The following is an 18,222-nucleotide window of genomic DNA, read 5'->3' on the forward strand; positions in this document are numbered from 1 at the left end:
CCACGACGGCCCATACGTCAAGTGACGTAGTGACTGTGGCGTCACAAAACAAAACGGCCCGGGCGCTTGCGCGGCCGGGCCGTTTTATGGGGCTTTAAAGCTTAAGCCAGCTTGCCGTGGCAAGCCTTGAACTTTTTGCCGCTGCCGCATGGGCATGGATCGTTGCGGCCAACCTTGAAGCCTTGGTTGATCGCATCTTCCAGGTCGCCGGCCGGCATGGCGGTCGGGGCCAGCAGTTCTTCCGGCGCCGCGTTCGGGTTGAAGTCGGCGTGCTGGTAGTGGACGTTTTCGACGTGCGACTGGTTCATGGCGGCTTCCGCTGCCTCGACCTCTTCGCGCGACTGGATGCGCACCATCATCACCATGCGAATCACGTCGTTCTTGATCATGTCCAGCATGGTGCCGAACAGCTCAAACGCTTCGCGCTTGTATTCCTGCTTGGGATTCTTCTGCGCATAGCCGCGCAGGTGGATACCCTGGCGCAGGTGGTCCAGCGCTGCCAGGTGCTCGCGCCAGTGGGTGTCCACCGACTGCAGCATGACATTGCGCTCGAAGCCGCCGAACGCTTCCTTCGAAACGATATCTACCTTGGCCTGGTACACGGCATCGGCCGCCGCAACCACGCGCTCGACGATGTCTTCGTCGGAGATGGTGCTTTCCTTCTCCATCATCTCAACCAGCGGCACGTCGATCATCCATTCCGCAGCCAGGGTCTTCTGCAGGGCAGGGATATCCCACTGCTCTTCCACAGACTCTTCCGGCACATAGGTGCGCACCACGTCGGTGAACACGCCATGACGCAGGTTCATGATGGTTTCGGAAATGTCGGTCGCTTCCAGCAGCTCGTTACGCTGCGAGTAGATCACCTTACGCTGGTCATTGGCGACGTCGTCGTATTCCAGCAGCTGCTTACGGATGTCGAAGTTGCGTGCTTCAACCTTGCGCTGCGCGGATTCGATGGAACGGGACACGATGCCCGCTTCGATCGGCTCGCCTTCCGGCATCTTCAGGCGGTCCATGATCGCGCGCACGCGGTCGCCGGCAAAGATGCGCAGGAGCGGGTCGTCCAGCGACAGGTAGAAGCGCGAGGAACCCGGGTCGCCCTGGCGGCCGGAACGGCCACGCAGCTGGTTGTCGACGCGGCGGGATTCGTGACGCTCGGTACCGACGATATGCAGGCCGCCAGCCGCCACCACCTGGTTGTGCAGCGACTGCCAGCCGCCGCGCAGGTGCTGCGCCTTGGCTGCTTTCTCTTCGGGGCTCAGCTCAGGGTTGGCTTCGATGATCTGGATCTGCTTCTCGATATTCCCGCCCAAAACGATATCGGTACCACGGCCTGCCATATTGGTGGCGATGGTGATCGCTTTCGGGATACCTGCCTGGGCGATGATCTCTGCTTCGCGGGCGTGCTGTTTTGCGTTCAGCACGTTGTGCGGCAGTTTGGCCTTGTCCAGGATGCCGGACAACAGTTCGGAATTTTCAATCGAGGTGGTACCCACCAGCACCGGCTGGCCGCGCTCGTAGCAGTCGCGGATGTCGAGCATCATCGCGTTGTACTTTTCGGCGTTGGATTTGTACACCTGGTCCTGGCGGTCTTTGCGCGCCGACGGACGGTTCGGTGGGATCACCACGGTTTCCAGGCCGTAGATCTCCTGGAATTCATACGCTTCGGTGTCGGCGGTACCGGTCATGCCCGACAGCTTGGCATACATGCGGAAGTAGTTCTGGAAGGTGATCGAGGCCAGGGTCTGGTTCTCGTTCTGGATCTTGACGCCTTCCTTGGCTTCGACTGCCTGGTGCAGGCCATCGGACCAGCGGCGGCCAGTCATCAGGCGGCCGGTGAATTCGTCGACGATCACCACTTCGTTGTTCTGCACTACATAGTGCTGGTCCTTGAAGTACAGCACGTGCGCGCGCAAGGCGGCGTACAGGTGGTGCACCAGGGTGATGTTGGCGGAGTCGTACAGGGACGCGCCTTCCGGCAGCAGGCCCATTTTGGTCAGGATGCGCTCGGCTTTTTCGTGGCCAGCTTCGGTCAGCAGCACCTGGTGCGCTTTTTCATCCTTGGTGTAGTCGCCAGGGACTTCGATCTTGCCCTTGCCGTCTACGGTCTCTTCGCCAACTTGCAGGGTCAGCTGCGGCGGTACCAGGTTGATCTTGTGGTACAGGTCGGTGTGGTTTTCAGCCTGGCCGGAGATGATCAGCGGGGTACGCGCTTCGTCGATCAGGATCGAGTCCACTTCGTCGACGATGCCGAAATTCAGGGTGCGCTGCACGCGCTCGCTGGCTTCGAACACCATATTGTCGCGCAGGTAGTCGAAACCGAATTCGTTATTGGTACCGTAGGTGATGTCGGACGCGTAAGCTTCCTGCTTGTCGTCGTGCGGCATTTGCGACAGGTTCACGCCACAGGACAGGCCCAGCCAACGGTACAGCTTGCCCATGGTCTCGGCGTCGCGCTGTGCCAGGTAATCGTTGACGGTCACGATGTGCACGCCTTTGCCGGACAGTGCATTCAGGTAGGCAGGCAGGGTCGCGGTCAGGGTCTTGCCTTCACCGGTGCCCATTTCAGCGATCTTGCCGTAGTGCAATACCATGCCACCGATCAGCTGGACGTCGAAATGACGCATCTTGAACACGCGCTTGGAGGCTTCGCGGCAGACGGCGAAGGCTTCCGGCAGCAGGTTATCCAGCGTTTCGCCATTGGCAACGCGTTCCTTGAGGGCGGGCGTTTTCGCCTGCAGCTCGGCATCCGACAGCTTTTCAAACTCCGGCTCCAAGGCGTTGATCGCCTTTACCGTTTTTTGGTATTGCTTAAGCAGACGCTGGTTGCGGCTGCCGAAAATCTGGGTCAGTAAGGACATTTCTTAAATTCTTCCTCGGGTCCGCCAATGGCAAAAGTGCGTGATTTTATCATGCGTTCGAAGCAAGGTTGGGATCTTGACCTATATAACAATAGGCTAGCGATGAAAAATTCACCGGTTGAGGCCGCCACTGTAAAATGGCGGCATGGGTTTCTCGTTCACAGATCGCAAGTACGCACCGCAGGAAGCAACGGATTTCTTGCGTGGCAACGCACGCCTGGCGGCCCTGCTACCCGCTGTGCAGCGCATGGCGAAATTACAACGCGATTGCGCAGAAGTACTACCTACAGCCTTCAAAAGCTGCGAAGTCTTTGCATTCGACGGCGGTGAACTGACCTTGGCCGTGCCTAACACGGCAGTGGCGGCCAAGCTCAAGCAGCAAGTGCCAAAATTGCAAGAAACGCTGAACGGTAAAGGGTGGCAGATAAGCAACATCCGCTTCCGCGTGCAGATGCCGAAAGGGATCGCGCACGTCGGTCCAAGCGGCGAAGGCTTGAAATTACCCGAGACTGCAGTCAATTCCTTCGACGAGCTCAGCCAAAAACTGGAACCGACCGCCGCCAACGAGCCGCTGATCGACGCCATGCGGCGCCTGGTTGCCCGCCGCCGCGGCTGAATGTCCACATTTCTTATAAGTAGGCCCACTCGCGCGACATCTGCTTGGCGTACGACGGCGGGGCCGTGTCGATGGAGTCGAAAGTGACCAGCTCGTAGGAATCCGGGTCGGCCAGCATGGCACGCAGCAGCTGGTTGTTCAGGGCGTGGCCGGACTTGTGGGCTTCATAGCTGGCGATGATCGGGTGGCCGACCATGTACAGGTCGCCGATCGCGTCGAGGATCTTGTGGCGTACGAACTCGTCGTCGTAACGCAGGCCATCCTGGTTCAGGATGCGGTATTCATCCATCACGATGGCGTTTTCCAGCGAGCCGCCGCGCGCCAGGCCGATCCCGCGCAGCATTTCCACGTCCTGCATGAAGCCGAAGGTGCGAGCGCGGGCAATCGCCTGGATGTAGGAGACGTCGCCGAAGTCCACGGTCGCACGCTGCGCCGTGCCGTCCACCGCCGGGTGGTTGAATTCGATGAAGAAGTCCAGCTTGAAGCCATCGTGCGGTACCAGGCGCGCCCATTTTTCAGCGGCGCCCTTGCCTTCGCGGATCTCGATCGGCTTTTTCACCTTGATGAACTTTTTCGGCGCTTCCTGTTCCTGCACGCCGCCCTGCTGCAGCAGGTAGACAAACGAAGATGCCGAACCATCCATGATCGGAATTTCTTCCGCCGTCACGTCAACGTACAGGTTGTCGATACCCAGGCCGGCGCAGGCCGACATCAGGTGTTCGACGGTCGAAACGCGGCCGCCGTCCTTCATCAGTACAGTTGCCATACGGGTATCACCCACGATGTCTGCCCTTGTCGGGAAGACAACCTGCGGGTTCAGGTCGACACGGCGGAAGACGATGCCGGTATCCGGCTCAGCAGGGCGCAAGGTCAGCTCGACCTTGGTGCCGGAGTGCAGGCCGACACCCGTGGTGCGGACGATTTCTTTGATGGTTCGTTGTTTCAGCATGCAAGGATTATAGCGCCCTGCGCCCTTCCCCGCTTACGGGTGCTCGGCCTCGGAATGTTCCGTCTCGCGCCGCACCAGGTAGATGCCGGAGCCGATGATGATGGCCGCACCGACCAGGGTATAGGCATCCGGCAGCGTATGCCACAGCAGCCAGTCGATGCCGACGCCCCAGGCCAGCGCCGTGTACTCGAACGGCGCCACGATCGAAGCCTTGCCCATGCTGAAAGCGCGCGTCAGCGCCAGCTGGCCGAAGAAGCCGCTTACCGCCAGCGCCGCCATGGCAGGCCACAGCGACCAGTCGATGCTCACCCAGGCGTTGATGGCCAGCGGCGCGACGCCGACGCCCATCAGGGTCAGGACCCAGAACATCACGTGTTCCGGCGCATCGGTCTTGGCCAGGACACGGCCGGCGATGGCGGAAATGCCGTAGCAGACGGCCGAGGCCAGCACGGCCAGGCCGGCAATCGACGCGAAGTTGGTGCCGTCCGGGCGCAGCACTACCAGTACGCCGCCCAGGCCGACAAAGATCGCCACCCATTGCCCCAGGCTGACTTTTTCTTTGAGGACGAACACCGCCAGCACCGTCACCAGTGCCGGTGCGATGAAGAAAATGGCGTAGGTATCGGCCAGCGGCAGCGACTTCAACGCGAAGGCGAACAGCGACAGCATGGCAATGCCGACCGCGCCGCGCAGCAGGTGCAGCGGCCAGCGGACATTGAAGATGCCGGTGAACTTGCCGCGGTAGGCCATGTACGCGCACACCAGGGGCATCGAAAGCATGCATCGCAACGCGGTCACCTGTACGGCCGGATAGCGCGCGGCCAGCACTTTCATGGAAGCGTCCATGAGGGAGAACATGGCGACCGCGGCCACCATGGCGTAAATTGCTTGCAGGTTTTCTCTTTGTTGCGGAGTCACGATGGCGGCCCAAAATCCGTTGGCGGGTCGTCCATTGTACTGAAAGAAATGGTTTGCTGCTGAGGCCGCGTCAGCTTAGGCGGTAGCAGTGAAAGTCCCTGTTTGCCCATTCATCCTGTCCGATGCCCCGCCCTTGCCTGCCATAGGGCATTCGGTTTCGTGCCTTTTGGTAAACGCCGTCCCAAGTGCCCCGGATATTGAAATAGTCAGGCCAAAGCTGCTGCCTTACAGCAGGCATGGAATCAATCACCTTGAAAACGCGCCGAATGATTTTGCGTGGGTCGCCCTTATCCGTCTTCTTCGTGATGATCTGCAGATACCAGTCCCTGCACTCTTCGGGCCGGCGCATGCGATGTATAGACATTGCGCCTTGTTCGCAGATACCTTGGACTGGTTGGGAAATTGGAACCGCTCGCAGTTTCTCGCGATCACCGCCTTGAGCGCGCACTCGACCGCGTATCCTGTCAAGTAATAGCTGCCGGCATACCGGCCCGCGTCAAGCAAGCACTTCCCTTCATCGGCACGCATCCGCGACAACGCCTGAAATTCGACTCGCTTCATATGACATCTCGTCGGACCAAAACGATGAGACAAGGCGGCGCTGGAATTGTTCCTGACTCCTGAAAGAAATCACGAAGAAATTCGCGGCGAGTTATGATGCTGGGATGAATACTGAAGCGCTACTGGTCGAAGTGATCGAAGAGGTCGAGCCGCTCTATGTGGTCCACGAGTCGCCCGTGCATGGGCGTGGTGTTTTCGCGCGCCGGATGATCCCGGCCGGCACCCGCATCATCGAGTACACCGGTGAGATCGTCGACTGGGAAGAATGCTGCCGCCGCACCGAGGAGAAAGGCGGCCCGATCGGCCACACCTTCTTCTTCAGCCTGAACAACGGCATGCTGATCGACGGCGGTTCGGGCGGCAACGAGGCGCGCTACATCAACCACTCCTGTGAGCCCAATTGCGAGGCCGAGGAAGACGATGAAGACCGCGTCTACATCTGCTCCCTGCACGACATCGAGGAAGGCGAAGAGCTGAACTACAACTACGGCCTGATATACGAGGCCCGCCACACCGCCAAAGTGAAGAAGGCATTCGCCTGCTACTGCGGCGCGCCTTCCTGCACCGGTGTCATGCTGGCGCCAAAGAAGCGCAAGCCGCGCGCAAAGCCCCAACAAGCCGAGACTCCACTGGGCTGACATTCCTCAAAACGCGATGCCAATGCCTTGCTAGGATGAAATTCCCAATCCAGCAAGGAGAACGCCATGTCCGACCTGTCGGAAACCTGGAAGCGCCGCTTTGCCTTGATCGAGAAGGCTGGGGGAGTTCATCTTACCGCTTTCAATACGCTAAGCATGGGTGAGCGCTATAAGGCTCGAGCGAACTGGCTCGCGTTTTTGTTCGGTCCGATTTACTACTGCTGTCTTGGGATGTGGCGCAAAGCACTGACTTTTGCCGGACTCTGGTTTGCTTTTGTCATCCTCGCGGAGCTAATCGGCATCAATGACAGGTTGGTCGAACTGATTGGCCGGTCAGTCCTGCCGGTGCTGTTTGCAGTCCGTGCAAACATCGACTACTACAAGCATATGGTCCTGGACGAAAACGGGTGGTGGTAGGGGCACCACCCGTCGGGAGATTACAGCTGGCCCAGCATGGTTTCGGCGTTCGACACTTCGAACTTGCCGCCTTGCTCGACGTTCAGTTGCTTGACCACGCCGTCTTCCACCAGCATCGAATAACGCTGGGAGCGGGTGCCCATGCCGAACTTGGAGAAGTCTGCGTCCAGGCCCAGAGCCTTGGAGTAAGCAGCGTTGCCGTCAGCCATCATACGGACGGTGCCGGTGGCTTTCTGGTCGCGGCCCCATGCGCCCATCACGAAGGCGTCGTTCACGGAGATGCACCAGATTTCATCCACGCCCTTGGCTTGCAGGTCGGCAGCGTGCTTGACGTAGCCTGGCACGTGCTGTGCGGAGCAGGTTGGGGTGTAGGCGCCTGGCAGGCCGAAGATCGCGATCTTCTTGCCTTTGGCGATGTCCTGCACATTGAAGGTATTCGGGCCGAGCGCGCAGCCTTCGGTCTCGGTTTCGATGAATTCGGACAGTTGGCCTTCCGGCAGTTTGTCGCCGATCTTGATGGTCATTTCGGGTTCTCCTTCTTGTGAAAACCCAGAGTATAACTCCGCGCCGCCGGACGCGTGATCCGGCGGCGCGGCTGACCTTATTTAGTCAGCCTGCTTGCGCAGGAAGGCAGGAATGTCGTAGGTTTCCATGCCCGACTTGGCCAGTGCGTTCACCTGCTCGGTGGCCGATTCGCGGCGCCACACGGCCGGCTGCTTCTGCACGTCCGAAGCCGTGCCGGAGAAGCCTGCGTTGCCGAAACCGCCCATTGCTGCAGTTGCTGCACCGCCGCCCAGGCCTGCGTTGACGTTCAGCGGGTTGCCGCCATGGGTGCCGGTGCGCAGTTGCTGCTGCGGTACCAGCTGCACCAGCTTCTTGGCTTTGCCCAGGCCGGTCGCCACCACGGTCACGCGGATATCGTCGCCCATCGCGTCGTCGTAGGCGATACCTTGGGCGATCGACGCATCCGGTGCGGCGAAAGCGCGTACGGCAGCCATGACTTCCTTGATTTCTTTACCTTTCAGGCCGCGCGATGCGGTGACGTTCACCAGCACGCCGCGTGCGCCCGCCAGGTCGACGCCGTCCAGCAGCGGGGATGCAACTGCCTGCTCGGCAGCCACGCGGGCGCGGTCCACGCCGGAGGCGGTGGCGGTGCCCATCATCGCCTTGCCCTGCTCGCCCATGATGGTCTTCACGTCGTTGAAGTCGACGTTGATGTGGCCAGGCACGTTGATGATTTCGGCGATACCGGCAACGGCGTTGTTCAGCACGTCGTCAGCATGCTGCAGCCACTCGATCAGCGATTCGTCTTCGTAGATCTCTTCCAGCTTCTCGTTGCAGATCACGATCAGCGAGTCGACGTTCTGCGACAGCGCTTCCAGGCCTGCCTCGGCGATGTCCAGGCATTTCTGGCCTTCGTGCGAGAACGGCTTGGAAACAACCGCCACGGTCAGCGCGCCCTGCTGCTTGGCGATTTCCGCCACGATCGGCGCTGCGCCGGTACCGGTGCCGCCGCCCATGCCGGCAGCGATGAACACCATGTGTGCGCCGCGCAGCGCATCTTCGATGCGGGTGCGGGATTCTTCTGCCAGCGCACGGCCGACATCAGGCTTCATGCCAGCGCCCAGGCCGCTCGCGCCGATCTGGATGATGTTGCTTGCCTTCGATGCGGCCAGCGCTTGTGCGTCGGTATTGGCAGCGATGAATTCCACGCCGCTCATGCCCTTGTTGATCATATGCTGGACGGCATTGCCGCCTGCACCGCCAACGCCGACGACCTTGATGACCGTTCCCAGTGTTGCGTTATCAACCATATCAAACTCCATGATTTACTCCTATCTAGAATGCGGTTTTCAAGCGCCAGGCCTCATAAATTTAGGAGAACTGGGGATTGAAAACTGCAGGTTTTATTTCGAATTTATGTTTAAAAGTTACCCAGGAACCATTCCTTCATGCGCTGCCAAACTGCCTTTACCGATCCATCCTGGCGCGTCACGATGTGGCCGCGCAGATACTGCTTCTTAGCTTCCAACAACAGGCCCAACACGGTTGCATAGCGCGGGCTGCGGACCACGTCGGCCAGCTGGCCGCGGTAGTCCGGGGTGCCCAGGCGCGCAGGCTTGAGGAAGATGTCTTCCGCCATCTCCACCATACCCGGCATGATCGAGGTGCCGCCGGTCAGCACGATGCCCGACGAGAGCACGCCCTCGTAGCCGGACTCGCGCACCACCTGGTGCACCATCGCAAACAGTTCTTCCACGCGCGGCTCGATCACGGCGGCCAGCGCCTGGCGCGACAGGTTGCGCGGGCCGCGGTCGCCCAGGCCCGGCACTTCCAGGTGCTCGCCCGGGTCGGCCAGCACCTGCTTGGCCACGCCGTAGCGGATCTTGATTTCTTCCGCTTCCCCGGTCGGGGTGCGCAGCGCCATCGCGATATCGTTGGTGATCTGGTCGCCCGCGATCGGGATCACGGCCGTGTGGCGGATCGCCCCGTCGCTGAACACCGCCACGTCGGTGGTGCCGCCGCCGATGTCGATCAGCACCACGCCCAGCTCCTTTTCATCCGTGGTCAGCACGGCGTCCGCCGAGGCCATCGGCTGCAGGATCAGGTCCGACACTTCCAGGCCGCAGCGGCGCACGCACTTGACGATGTTCTGTACCGCGCTCACCGCGCCGGTCACGATGTGCACCTTCACTTCCAGGCGGATGCCGCTCATGCCGATCGGCTCGCGCACGTCGTCCTGCGAGTCGACGATGAATTCCTGCGGCACCGTGTGCAGCAGCTGCTGGTCGGTCGGGATGTTGACTGCCTTGGCCGTTTCGATCACGCGCGCCACGTCGGTGGCGGTGACTTCCTTGTCCTTGATCGCCACCATGCCGCTGGAGTTGAAGCTGCGGATATGGCTGCCGGCGATGCCCGCATAGACATTGCGGATCTTGCAGTCGGCCATCAGCTCCGCCTCTTCCAGCGCGCGCTGGATCGATTCGACGGTCGCTTCAATGTTCACCACTACGCCTTTTTTCAGGCCGCTGGATTCGTGCTGGCCCAGGCCAATCACTTCGTGGCGTCCATCGCCCATCACCTCGGCCACCACGGCCACCACTTTGGAGGTGCCGATGTCGAGGCCGACGATCAGGTTTTTAGCGTCTTTAGTCATCTCTATGCCCTGCTTTCAACGTTTCTTCGTATCTGACGGGATCTTCAATCCCGCTGCGCTCAAAGCCAGGCCGTTCTGGTAGCGCATATCAATCGTTTCAATATTCGGCACGCGGCTGGAAATCTGCGGCCAGATCCCGACCAGGCGCTGCACCCGCTGATGCAGGGTGTCATGCGTTGCCTCGCGTCCCAGCGCCACACTGGCGCCGTTGTCCAACTTCACCGTCCACGCATAGCGCCCCGACAGGGCGACGCTCTTCGGCACCAGGCTGGCCGGTGCAAACCAGTTTTTCAGCTCGCCGTAGCGCGCCAGTACTTCCTTCTCGCTGCCGTCAGGGCCAGAAAACTCCGGCAACTCATGATCCTCTTCCGCTTCGGCCAGGTTGGCGGTGAAGACATCGCCTTTTACCGACAGCAGGCGGCCGTCTTCACCCCAGGTGCCGAGCGCTTCATGCTCTTCGAGCGACACGATCAGCTGGTTCGGCCACTCGCGCCGCACACTGGCGCGGCGCACCCACGGTACCGACTCGAACACCTTGCGCACCTGCTCCAGGTCGGCGGTGAAGAAGTTGCCAAGCAGGCGGCCCTGGGTGCCGTTGCGCAGCGTCAGGTGGTTCACATGCTTGAAATCCGACTTGTCCATGGTTTCAACGCGGATGGCACGCAAATCGAATACAGGACGATTCGCCACCCACCACACGCCGGCAACGGCGCAGGCCAGCACCGACAGCGCGACCAGGCCGCTGGCGGATGCATTCAAGGCTTTGACGTCGTGCCACATGGTTGGTCTTCGTTCCTTTTACTTCTTCAGCTTCAGGCGTGCGGTGCGCAGGATTTCCACGCACAGTTCTTCGTAGCTCACGCCAGTCGCGCGGGCAGCCATCGGCACCAGCGAGTGGCCGGTCATGCCGGGCGAGGTATTCACCTCCAGCAGGAACGGTTTGTTATCCTTGGCGCGCAACAGCACGTCGACCCGGCCCCAGCCTTCGCAACCGACGGCGCGGTAGGCCGCCACTGCCAGGCGCTGCATTTCGTCCTGCATCGCCTGGTCCAGCTGCGGCGGGCAGAAATACTGGGTGTCGTCGGTGAAGTACTTGTTCTGGTAGTCGTAGTTGCCTTGCGGGGCCACGATTTCCACGATCGGCAGCGCGCGCGCGTCCTTGCCGGTGCCCAGTACGGCGACGGTGAACTCGCGGCCTTCCACGAATTCTTCGGCCAGCACGCAGTCGTCCAGCGCGGCGGCGGCATCGTAGGCGGCTTTCAGTCCTGCCTTGTCGCTCACCTTGGTGATGCCGATGGTCGAACCCTCATGCGGCGGTTTCATGATCAGCGGCAGGCCAAGGCGTGCAGCTTCAGCGTCCAGGTCGGAATCGGCACCCAGCACCGCATATTCCGGGGTCGGCAGGTTTTCGCGCAGCCACAGGATCTTGGTGGTGATCTTGTCCATGCCCACGGAACTGGCCATCACGCCCGAGCCGGTGTAAGGGATGCCCAGCAATTCGAGCGCGCCCTGGATGCTGCCGTCTTCGCCGTAGCGGCCGTGCAGCGCGATGAATACGCGGTCGAATTTTTCCGCGGCCAGGTCGGCCAGCGAGCGCTGGCCCGGGTCGAAGGCGTGTGCGTCCACGCCCTGCGATTGCAGGGCTGCCAGCACGCCGGTGCCGGACATGATGGAGACGTCGCGTTCGGCCGACAGGCCGCCCATCAGCACGCCCACCTTGCCGAATGCTTGCGCTTCTTGTGCAGTCAGTTTCGTCATCGCGTCAAGCCTTCCAGTTCGTAAGTTTTGCAGGGACGCCGCTGATCGAGCCTGCGCCCATCGTGAGCACGACGTCGCCGTCGCGCACCACGTTCATGATCGTTTCCGGCATGTCGGCGATGTTTTCGACGAACACCGGTTCAGTTTTGCCGCGCGCGCGGATTGCGTGCGCCAGCGCGCGTCCGTCGGCCGCCACGATCGGCGCCTCGCCCGCGGCATAAACGTCCGACAGGACCAGCACGTCGACCGTGCTCAGGACTTTTGCGAAGTCTTCGAACAGGTCGCGCGTGCGGCTGTAGCGGTGCGGCTGGAAAGCCAGCAGCAGGCGGCGGCCGGGATAGGCGGCGCGCGCAGCGGCGGTGGTCACTTCCATTTCAATCGGGTGGTGGCCGAAGTCGTCGACCAGGGTGAAGCTGCCGCCCGAAGGGATGGCGACTTCGCCGTATTTGGTAAAGCGGCGGCCGACGCCGGCGAAACCTGCCAGGCCGGCTTGCGTGGCCGTATCCGGTACGCCGATTTCACGCGCGATGGCGACAGCGGAGCAGGCGTTCTGCACATTGTGCAGGCCGGGCTGGTTCAGCACGATGTCCAGGTCGGGGAAGCCCTCCTGCAGCACGGTGAAATGCATCTGGGTGCCGACGGCGCGCGCGTTAATGGCGCGCACTTCAGCGTCTTCCGCGAAGCCGTAGGTCGTCACAGGCTTGGTCACCTGCGGGATGATGGAGCGCACGTGCGGGTCGTCAATGCACAGCATGGCGCGGCCATAGAACGGCAGGCGGTGCGTGAAATGCACGAAGGCTTGCTTCAGTTTCTCGAAATCGTGCTCGTAGGTCTCCATATGGTCGGCATCGATATTCGTGATGACTTCGATCATTGGGGTCAGGTTCAGGAACGAGGCGTCCGATTCGTCCGCTTCGGCCACCAGGTACTCGCCGGAACCCAGCTTGGCGTTGGCGCCGGCTGCGGTCAGGCGGCCGCCGATCACGAAGGTCGGGTCCAGGCCGCCTTCGGCCAGCACCGACGCCACCAGGCTGGTGGTGGTGGTCTTGCCATGGGTACCGGCAATGGCGATGCCGCGCTTCAGGCGCATCAATTCACCGAGCATCACTGCGCGCGGCACAATAGGTATCTTGCGGGCGCGCGCAGCGACCACTTCCGGGTTGTCGGCCTTGACTGCGGTTGAAGTCACGACCGCGTCGGCGTTGCCGATGAAGGCTGCATCGTGGCCCTGGTGCACCGTGGCGCCCATGTCGACCAGGCGCTGGGTGACGGCGTTCGAGCCGAGATCCGAGCCGGAGACGTTGTAGCCCAGCGTCACCAGCACTTCGGCGATGCCGCTCATGCCGCTGCCGCCGATGCCGACGAAGTGAATGTTCTTTACTTTATGTTTCATGCTAGTGCTTCCAATTCTTGTGCGATGGCGTCATTCGCGTCGCGCTTGCCCACTGCAAGCGCGGCGGTCGCCATCTTTTGACAGGTGCTGCGGTTCAATGTCTGCAACAGTGCTGCCAGGCTTTCCGGATTCAGTTCCGTCTGCGGCATGTGGATGGACGCGCCCTGCTTGGCCATCCATTGCGCGTTGTCGCGCTGGTGGCTGGTGGTCGAGACGACCAGCGGAACCAGCACGCTGGCTACGCCGGCTGCCGTCAGTTCCGACACGGTGATGGCGCCGGCGCGGCAGACCACAATGTCCGCCTGCGCGTAGGCGCTTGCCATGTCGTCGATAAAATCAACCACGTTTGCTTCCACATGCGCCTGCGCGTAAGCCGCGCGCAGGGCTTCGATATTCTTTTTGCCCGACTGGTGGGTCACCAGCGGACGCTGTTCCGGCGCGATCAGCGCCAGTGCGGCCGGCAGCGCGTCGTTCAGCGCCTTGGCGCCCAAACTGCCGCCAACCACCAAGATGCGCAGCACGCCGTCGCGGCCGGCGAAGCGCAGCCCGGGCGCCGGCAGCGCCAGGATTTCCTTGCGCACCGGGTTGCCAGTGACGACAGCCTTGCCGGCTACCGCCCCGAAGTCCGCAGTGAAGCCGAAGAAGACCTTCTTCGCCATCGGCGCCAGCGTCTTGTTCGACAGCAGCAGGCCGGCATCAGCATTCACCAGTGCCAGCGGCACGCCGCGCAGCCTGGCCATCACGCCGCCCGGCACGCAGACGTAGCCGCCCATGCCCAGCACCACGTCGGGCTTGCGCTTGCCGATGAAGCGGAAGCAGTCGATGAAGGCGCCGACCATCTTGAAGGCGCCGCCGACAGTGTGTGCCAGGCCTTTGCCGCGCATGCCGCTGAAGCGGACCAGGTCCATGTCAACGTTATGCTTCGGCACCAGTTCCGTTTCCATGCCATGCGAAGTTCCGAGCCAGGAAACCTCCCAGCCACGAGCGCGCATGGCCTGGGCGATTGCCAGGCCGGGGAAAATGTGGCCGCCGGTGCCGGCTGCCATGATCATCAGGCGCTTGGTCATACCCGCCCTCCCCGCATCATCTGGCGGTTCTCGAAATCGATGCGCAGCAGGATTGCCAGGCCCACGCAGTTGATGATGATGCCGGTGCCGCCATAGCTCATTAGCGGCAGTGTCAGGCCTTTGGTTGGCAGCAAGCCGAGGTTCACGCCCATATTGATAAATGTCTGTACGCCGATCCAGATGCCGATACCTTTCGCGGCCAGGCCAGCGAAGGTCTGGTCCATGGCAATGGCCTGGCGGCCGATGTCGAAAGCTCGTTTGACGATCCAGTAGAACATGCCGATGGTGACCAGCACCCCGATCATGCCCAGTTCTTCGCCGATCACCGCCAGCAGGAAGTCGGTATGCGCTTCCGGCAGGTAGTGCAGTTTTTCCACGCTGGCGCCCAGCCCAACGCCGCCGATCTCGCCCCGCCCGAAGGCAATCAGCGAATGGGTCAGCTGGTAGGCCTTGTTCAGGGCGTTTTCTTCCTCCCACGGATTCAGGTAGGCAAACAGGCGTGCGCGGCGGAATGGCGACAACCAGATGATGGCCACGAAGATTGTCACGAGCATGCCGGCGATGCCGCCGAACCACACGGCATTGACGCCGCCCAGGAACAGGATGCCCATGGCGATGCAGACGATCACGCCGAAGGCGCCCAGGTCGGGTTCCAACAGCAGCAAGAAACCCACGAAAGCCACTGCCAGCGCCATCGGTGCAAAGCCTTTCGACAGGCGATGCATGAACTCCTGCTTACGCACTGTATAGTCGGCAGCGTACAGCACGATGAAAAGTTTCATCAGTTCGGACGGCTGGAACTGGAATAGCTTGAGGTTCAGCCAGCGGCGGCCGCCGTTCACGTTGACACCCAGGCCCGGAATGAACAGCAGCACCAACGCCACCAGGGTCGCGATGAACAGGTAAGGCGCGGCCTTCTGCCATACTTCCACGCGCACGCGGAACGCCACGGCAGCAGCCACGATGGCAATGCCGATGAAGATCGCCTGGCGCTGCACGAAGTAGTGATTCTTGTAGGCGGCGAACTTGGGCGAATCCGGCAGCGCAATCGACGCCGAATACACCATCACCATCCCGAACAGCATCAGCAACAGCACCGACCATACCAGCGGCTGGTCGTAATCCATCATCTTCGAATGACGTGCGCGTCCATCCAGCGGAGCTGGGGACTCGGCGCCACCAAAGCGGAATGGAAGCTGGATTGCCATCAGATCTCCTGCCCCGCATCAAGTGCGATCTCGCGCACGGTGTCGATGAACACCTGCGCGCGGTGCGCATAGTTCTTGAACATATCCAGGCTGGCGCATGCCGGCGACAGCAGCACGGCATCGCCGGCATGGGCCAGCGATGCGGCACGCTTGGTGGCCTCTTCCAGCGTCGCGAAATCTTCCATCTTCACGCCGGTCGGTTCCAGCGCCGTGCGGATAGCCGGGGCATCGCGGCCGATCAGCACCACGGCGCGCACGAAACGGCGCACCGGGCCGGCCAACGGGTCGAATTCCTGGCCCTTGCCATCGCCGCCGGCGATCACCACCAGCTTTTGCTCGCTGCCGCCGAAGGACTGGCCCAGGCCGACCAGCGCGGCCACCGTTGCGCCCACGTTGGTGCCTTTGGAGTCGTCGTAGTAATCGACGCCATTGATCGAAGCCACCAGTTCCACACGGTGCGGCTGGCCCTTGTATTCGCGCAGGCCATGCAGCAGCGGCGCGAACGGCAGGCCGATGGCGCGGCACAATGCCAGCGCGGCCAGCGCGTTGGACGCATTGTGGGTGCCGCGGATCTGCAATGCATCGGCCGGCATCAGCTTCTTGGTATAGCACTCCACCGGCGGTGGCGGCGGGTCGTTTTTCTTGCGGCGCTTCGGCGGTTCCGCATCGTCGGTCGGTTCTGCCGTGGCGAGCCAATACACGCCCCGCTCGTTGACCAGGCCGAAGCTGTGCGCCAGTTCCGGCGCATCGGTGCCGAAGGTGACGTTCTCGCCGATCGGGTTGGACATCGCCATGGTCCACTTGTCGTCGCGGTTCAGCACGCGCACGGTGTCGTCGCCGAAGATGCGCTTCTTGTCGTCGGCATAGGCCTGCATGCTGCCGTGCCAGTCCAGGTGGTCCTGGGTCAGGTTCAGCACAGTGGCGGCATCGGCATTCAGGCTGTAGGTCGTGTGCAGCTGGAAGCTGGACAGCTCGAGCACCCAGGCTTGTGGCAGGGTATCGTTCTCCATCACTTCACGCAGCACATCCAGCGCGGCCGGGCTGATATTGCCGGCCACGCGCACGGACAGGCCGGCGCGCTCGCACAGCTGGCCGGTCAGGCTGGTGACGGTGGTCTTGCCGTTGGTGCCGGTGATGGCGATGACTTTCGGCTCGTAAGCGCGATCTTCCTTCAGCCATTTCAGGGCCTGGGCGAAGATCTCGATCTCGCCCCAGACTGGAATGCCCTTCTCCGCCGCGGCCGGGATGATCTCGGCCAGTTCCTTGTTTGGGCCCAGGCCGGGGCTGGCGCAGACAAAGTCCACCCCATCCAGCAGCGCCGCGTTGAACGGGCCGGAAATGAACTGCGTACCGGGCAGCTGCTCGCGCAGCAGCGGCAGGCGGTCCGGCACCGGGCGCGTGTCGGCAACGCGCAGCAGCGCGCCGCAGCGCGCCAGCCAATGCGCCATCGCCAGGCCCGATTCGCCGAGCCCCAGGACCAGTGCAATTTTGCCGTTATAGATCATCAGCGCAGTTTCAAAGTAGACAGGCCAACCAGAACCAGCATCATCGTGATGATCCAGAAGCGCACGACAACCTGGGTCTCTTTCCACCCCTTCTGTTCAAAGTGGTGGTGCAAAGGCGCCATCAGGAACACGCGGCGGCCAACGCCGTAGCGCTTCTTGGTGTACTTGAACCAGCCCACCTGGATGATCACCGAAACGGTTTCCGCAACGAAGATGCCGCCCATGATGAACAGGACGATTTCCTGGCGCACGATCACGGCGATGGTGCCGAGCGCGCCGCCCAGCGCCAGCGCGCCGACGTCGCCCATGAAGACTTGCGCAGGGTGCGCGTTGTACCAAAGGAAGGCCAGGCCGGCACCCGCCATCGCGCCGCAGAAGATGATCAGCTCACCGGCACCAGGGATGTGCGGGATGAACAGGTATTTCGAATAGGTCGCGGAGCCGGTCAGGTAGGCGAACAGGCCCAATGCGGAACCCACCATCACGGTCGGCATGATGGCCAGGCCATCCAGCCCGTCGGTGAAGTTCACGGCATTGGAGGTGCCGACGATCACGCAGTAAGTCAGCGCAATGAAGCCCCACACGCCCAGCGGATAGCTGATGGTTTTCACGAACGGCACGATCAGGTCGGCCTTCGGCGGCAGGTCCATCGAGAAGCCCGACTGCACCCACTGGAAGAACAATTCAAACACCTTGGCCGGCGTAGGCGCCGACACCGAGAAGGCCAGGTACAGCGCAGCGGCGATACCGACCAGCGACTGCCAGAAGTATTTTTCAGCCGAACGCATGCCTTCCGGGTCCTGGCGCACCACCTTGCGGTAGTCGTCCACCCAGCCCACTGCGCCGAAGCCCATGGTCACGACCATCACCGGCCAGATCAGGCGGTTCGACCAGTCGCACCACAATACGGTGGCGATGCCGACCGCGATCAGCAGCAGCACGCCGCCCATGGTCGGGGTGCCGTGCTTCTTCAGGTGAGTCTGCGGGCCGTCGGTACGCACCGCCTGGCCGTACTTCATGACGGTCAGCTTGCGGATCACGGCGGGACCGGCGATCAGGCCGATCAGCAGGGCCGTGATGGTAGCCATCACAGCGCGGAAGGTGATGTAGTTAAAGAGGCGGAAAGCCCCAATGTCGTCCTGCAGGATTTGAGCCAGCCAGAGCAGCATGA

16 protein-coding genes are annotated in these 18,222 nt (G+C 61.9%); 3 read left to right on the top strand and 13 right to left on the bottom strand.

Going from position 1 to position 18,222, the window contains the following annotated elements; all coding sequences use genetic code 11:
* Positions 1 to 101 precede the first annotated feature (101 nt).
* Positions 102 to 2,864, bottom strand: coding sequence for a preprotein translocase subunit SecA (gene secA, locus ASE26_RS04800; protein ID WP_055932725.1), 2,763 nt, complete (start codon positions 2,862 to 2,864; stop codon positions 102 to 104).
* A gap of 247 nt (positions 2,865 to 3,111) precedes the next feature.
* Here secA and ASE26_RS04805 point away from each other — a divergent pair, with 247 nt between their 5' ends.
* Entirely contained in the window at positions 3,112 to 3,480 is a 369-nt protein-coding gene (locus ASE26_RS04805; protein WP_229208113.1) for a DciA family protein, read from the top strand.
* Positions 3,481 to 3,493: 13 nt separating this feature from the next.
* On the opposite strand, the gene lpxC is transcribed toward ASE26_RS04805, so the two are convergent.
* Positions 3,494 to 4,429 carry a UDP-3-O-acyl-N-acetylglucosamine deacetylase gene (lpxC, locus tag ASE26_RS04810; RefSeq protein WP_055932719.1) on the bottom strand — a complete coding sequence of 312 codons (936 nt, stop codon included), beginning with the start codon at positions 4,427 to 4,429 and terminating at the stop codon, positions 3,494 to 3,496.
* 33 nt (positions 4,430 to 4,462) lie between these two features.
* The gene (locus tag ASE26_RS04815; RefSeq protein ID WP_057245684.1) at positions 4,463 to 5,305 is read right to left on the bottom strand and encodes a DMT family transporter; all 843 of its coding nucleotides are present in this window, start codon (positions 5,303 to 5,305) and stop codon (positions 4,463 to 4,465) included.
* A 707-nt stretch (positions 5,306 to 6,012) separates the two neighbouring features.
* Here ASE26_RS04815 and ASE26_RS04825 point away from each other — a divergent pair.
* Both ASE26_RS04825 and ASE26_RS04830 read left to right on the top strand, forming a co-directional pair.
* Positions 6,013 to 6,546: an SET domain-containing protein gene (locus tag ASE26_RS04825; RefSeq protein WP_057245685.1), complete on the top strand. Its 534-nt coding sequence runs from the start codon at positions 6,013 to 6,015 to the stop codon at positions 6,544 to 6,546.
* Positions 6,547 to 6,612: 66 nt separating this feature from the next.
* The gene (locus ASE26_RS04830; RefSeq protein ID WP_055932707.1) at positions 6,613 to 6,963 is read left to right on the top strand and encodes a DUF2628 domain-containing protein; all 351 of its coding nucleotides are present in this window, start codon (positions 6,613 to 6,615) and stop codon (positions 6,961 to 6,963) included.
* Positions 6,964 to 6,983: 20 nt separating this feature from the next.
* Here ASE26_RS04830 and ASE26_RS04835 read toward each other — a convergent pair whose 3' ends face one another.
* The 10 genes from ASE26_RS04835 to mraY form a co-directional block, all read right to left on the bottom strand.
* The gene (locus ASE26_RS04835) at positions 6,984 to 7,487 is read right to left on the bottom strand and encodes a peroxiredoxin (RefSeq protein WP_057245686.1); all 504 of its coding nucleotides are present in this window, start codon (positions 7,485 to 7,487) and stop codon (positions 6,984 to 6,986) included.
* Between the two features lie 81 nt (positions 7,488 to 7,568).
* Positions 7,569 to 8,789, bottom strand: coding sequence for a cell division protein FtsZ (ftsZ, locus tag ASE26_RS04840; RefSeq protein WP_057245687.1), 1,221 nt, complete (start codon positions 8,787 to 8,789; stop codon positions 7,569 to 7,571).
* A 98-nt stretch (positions 8,790 to 8,887) separates the two neighbouring features.
* Positions 8,888 to 10,120 carry a cell division protein FtsA gene (ftsA, locus tag ASE26_RS04845; protein WP_055932698.1) on the bottom strand — a complete coding sequence of 411 codons (1,233 nt, stop codon included), beginning with the start codon at positions 10,118 to 10,120 and terminating at the stop codon, positions 8,888 to 8,890.
* A gap of 15 nt (positions 10,121 to 10,135) precedes the next feature.
* A complete protein-coding gene (locus tag ASE26_RS04850) occupies positions 10,136 to 10,900 on the bottom strand; it encodes a cell division protein FtsQ/DivIB (protein ID WP_055932695.1) in 765 nt (254 codons plus the stop codon).
* 18 nt (positions 10,901 to 10,918) lie between these two features.
* Entirely contained in the window at positions 10,919 to 11,878 is a 960-nt protein-coding gene (locus ASE26_RS04855) for a D-alanine--D-alanine ligase (protein WP_057245688.1), read from the bottom strand.
* Positions 11,879 to 11,882: 4 nt separating this feature from the next.
* The gene (gene murC, locus ASE26_RS04860; RefSeq protein WP_055932689.1) at positions 11,883 to 13,271 is read right to left on the bottom strand and encodes a UDP-N-acetylmuramate--L-alanine ligase; all 1,389 of its coding nucleotides are present in this window, start codon (positions 13,269 to 13,271) and stop codon (positions 11,883 to 11,885) included.
* A complete protein-coding gene (murG, locus tag ASE26_RS04865) occupies positions 13,268 to 14,338 on the bottom strand; it encodes an undecaprenyldiphospho-muramoylpentapeptide beta-N-acetylglucosaminyltransferase (protein ID WP_229207180.1) in 1,071 nt (356 codons plus the stop codon). The genes murC and murG overlap by 4 nt, the downstream gene beginning before the upstream one ends.
* Positions 14,335 to 15,546: a putative lipid II flippase FtsW gene (gene ftsW / locus ASE26_RS04870; protein WP_055932686.1), complete on the bottom strand. Its 1,212-nt coding sequence runs from the start codon at positions 15,544 to 15,546 to the stop codon at positions 14,335 to 14,337. Before ftsW ends, murG begins: the two co-directional genes overlap by 4 nt.
* Entirely contained in the window at positions 15,546 to 17,051 is a 1,506-nt protein-coding gene (murD, locus tag ASE26_RS04875) for a UDP-N-acetylmuramoyl-L-alanine--D-glutamate ligase (protein ID WP_057245689.1), read from the bottom strand. The genes ftsW and murD overlap by 1 nt, the downstream gene beginning before the upstream one ends.
* Positions 17,051 to 18,220 carry a phospho-N-acetylmuramoyl-pentapeptide-transferase gene (gene mraY / locus ASE26_RS04880; protein WP_055932681.1) on the bottom strand — a complete coding sequence of 390 codons (1,170 nt, stop codon included), beginning with the start codon at positions 18,218 to 18,220 and terminating at the stop codon, positions 17,051 to 17,053. Before mraY ends, murD begins: the two co-directional genes overlap by 1 nt.
* Between the last annotated feature and the right edge of the window lie 2 nt (positions 18,221 to 18,222).

Source organism: Duganella sp. Root198D2, from assembly GCF_001428585.1.
Classification (GTDB): Bacteria; Pseudomonadota; Gammaproteobacteria; order Burkholderiales; family Burkholderiaceae_D; genus Rugamonas.

Coding starts and splice junctions, on each gene's coding strand:
- secA (WP_055932725.1), bottom strand. CDS start 2,864: ATGTCCTTACTGACCCAGATTTTCGGCAGCCGCAACCAGCGTCTGCTT.
- ASE26_RS04805 (WP_229208113.1), top strand. CDS start 3,112: ATGGCGAAATTACAACGCGATTGCGCAGAAGTACTACCTACAGCCTTC.
- lpxC (WP_055932719.1), bottom strand. CDS start 4,429: ATGCTGAAACAACGAACCATCAAAGAAATCGTCCGCACCACGGGTGTC.
- ASE26_RS04815 (WP_057245684.1), bottom strand. CDS start 5,305: ATGGTGGCCGCGGTCGCCATGTTCTCCCTCATGGACGCTTCCATGAAA.
- ASE26_RS04825 (WP_057245685.1), top strand. CDS start 6,013: ATGAATACTGAAGCGCTACTGGTCGAAGTGATCGAAGAGGTCGAGCCG.
- ASE26_RS04830 (WP_055932707.1), top strand. CDS start 6,613: ATGTCCGACCTGTCGGAAACCTGGAAGCGCCGCTTTGCCTTGATCGAG.
- ASE26_RS04835 (WP_057245686.1), bottom strand. CDS start 7,487: ATGACCATCAAGATCGGCGACAAACTGCCGGAAGGCCAACTGTCCGAA.
- ftsZ (WP_057245687.1), bottom strand. CDS start 8,789: ATGGAGTTTGATATGGTTGATAACGCAACACTGGGAACGGTCATCAAG.
- ftsA (WP_055932698.1), bottom strand. CDS start 10,120: ATGACTAAAGACGCTAAAAACCTGATCGTCGGCCTCGACATCGGCACC.
- ASE26_RS04850 (WP_055932695.1), bottom strand. CDS start 10,900: ATGTGGCACGACGTCAAAGCCTTGAATGCATCCGCCAGCGGCCTGGTC.
- ASE26_RS04855 (WP_057245688.1), bottom strand. CDS start 11,878: ATGACGAAACTGACTGCACAAGAAGCGCAAGCATTCGGCAAGGTGGGC.
- murC (WP_055932689.1), bottom strand. CDS start 13,271: ATGAAACATAAAGTAAAGAACATTCACTTCGTCGGCATCGGCGGCAGC.
- murG (WP_229207180.1), bottom strand. CDS start 14,338: ATGACCAAGCGCCTGATGATCATGGCAGCCGGCACCGGCGGCCACATT.
- ftsW (WP_055932686.1), bottom strand. CDS start 15,546: ATGGCAATCCAGCTTCCATTCCGCTTTGGTGGCGCCGAGTCCCCAGCT.
- murD (WP_057245689.1), bottom strand. CDS start 17,051: ATGATCTATAACGGCAAAATTGCACTGGTCCTGGGGCTCGGCGAATCG.
- mraY (WP_055932681.1), bottom strand. CDS start 18,220: ATGCTGCTCTGGCTGGCTCAAATCCTGCAGGACGACATTGGGGCTTTC.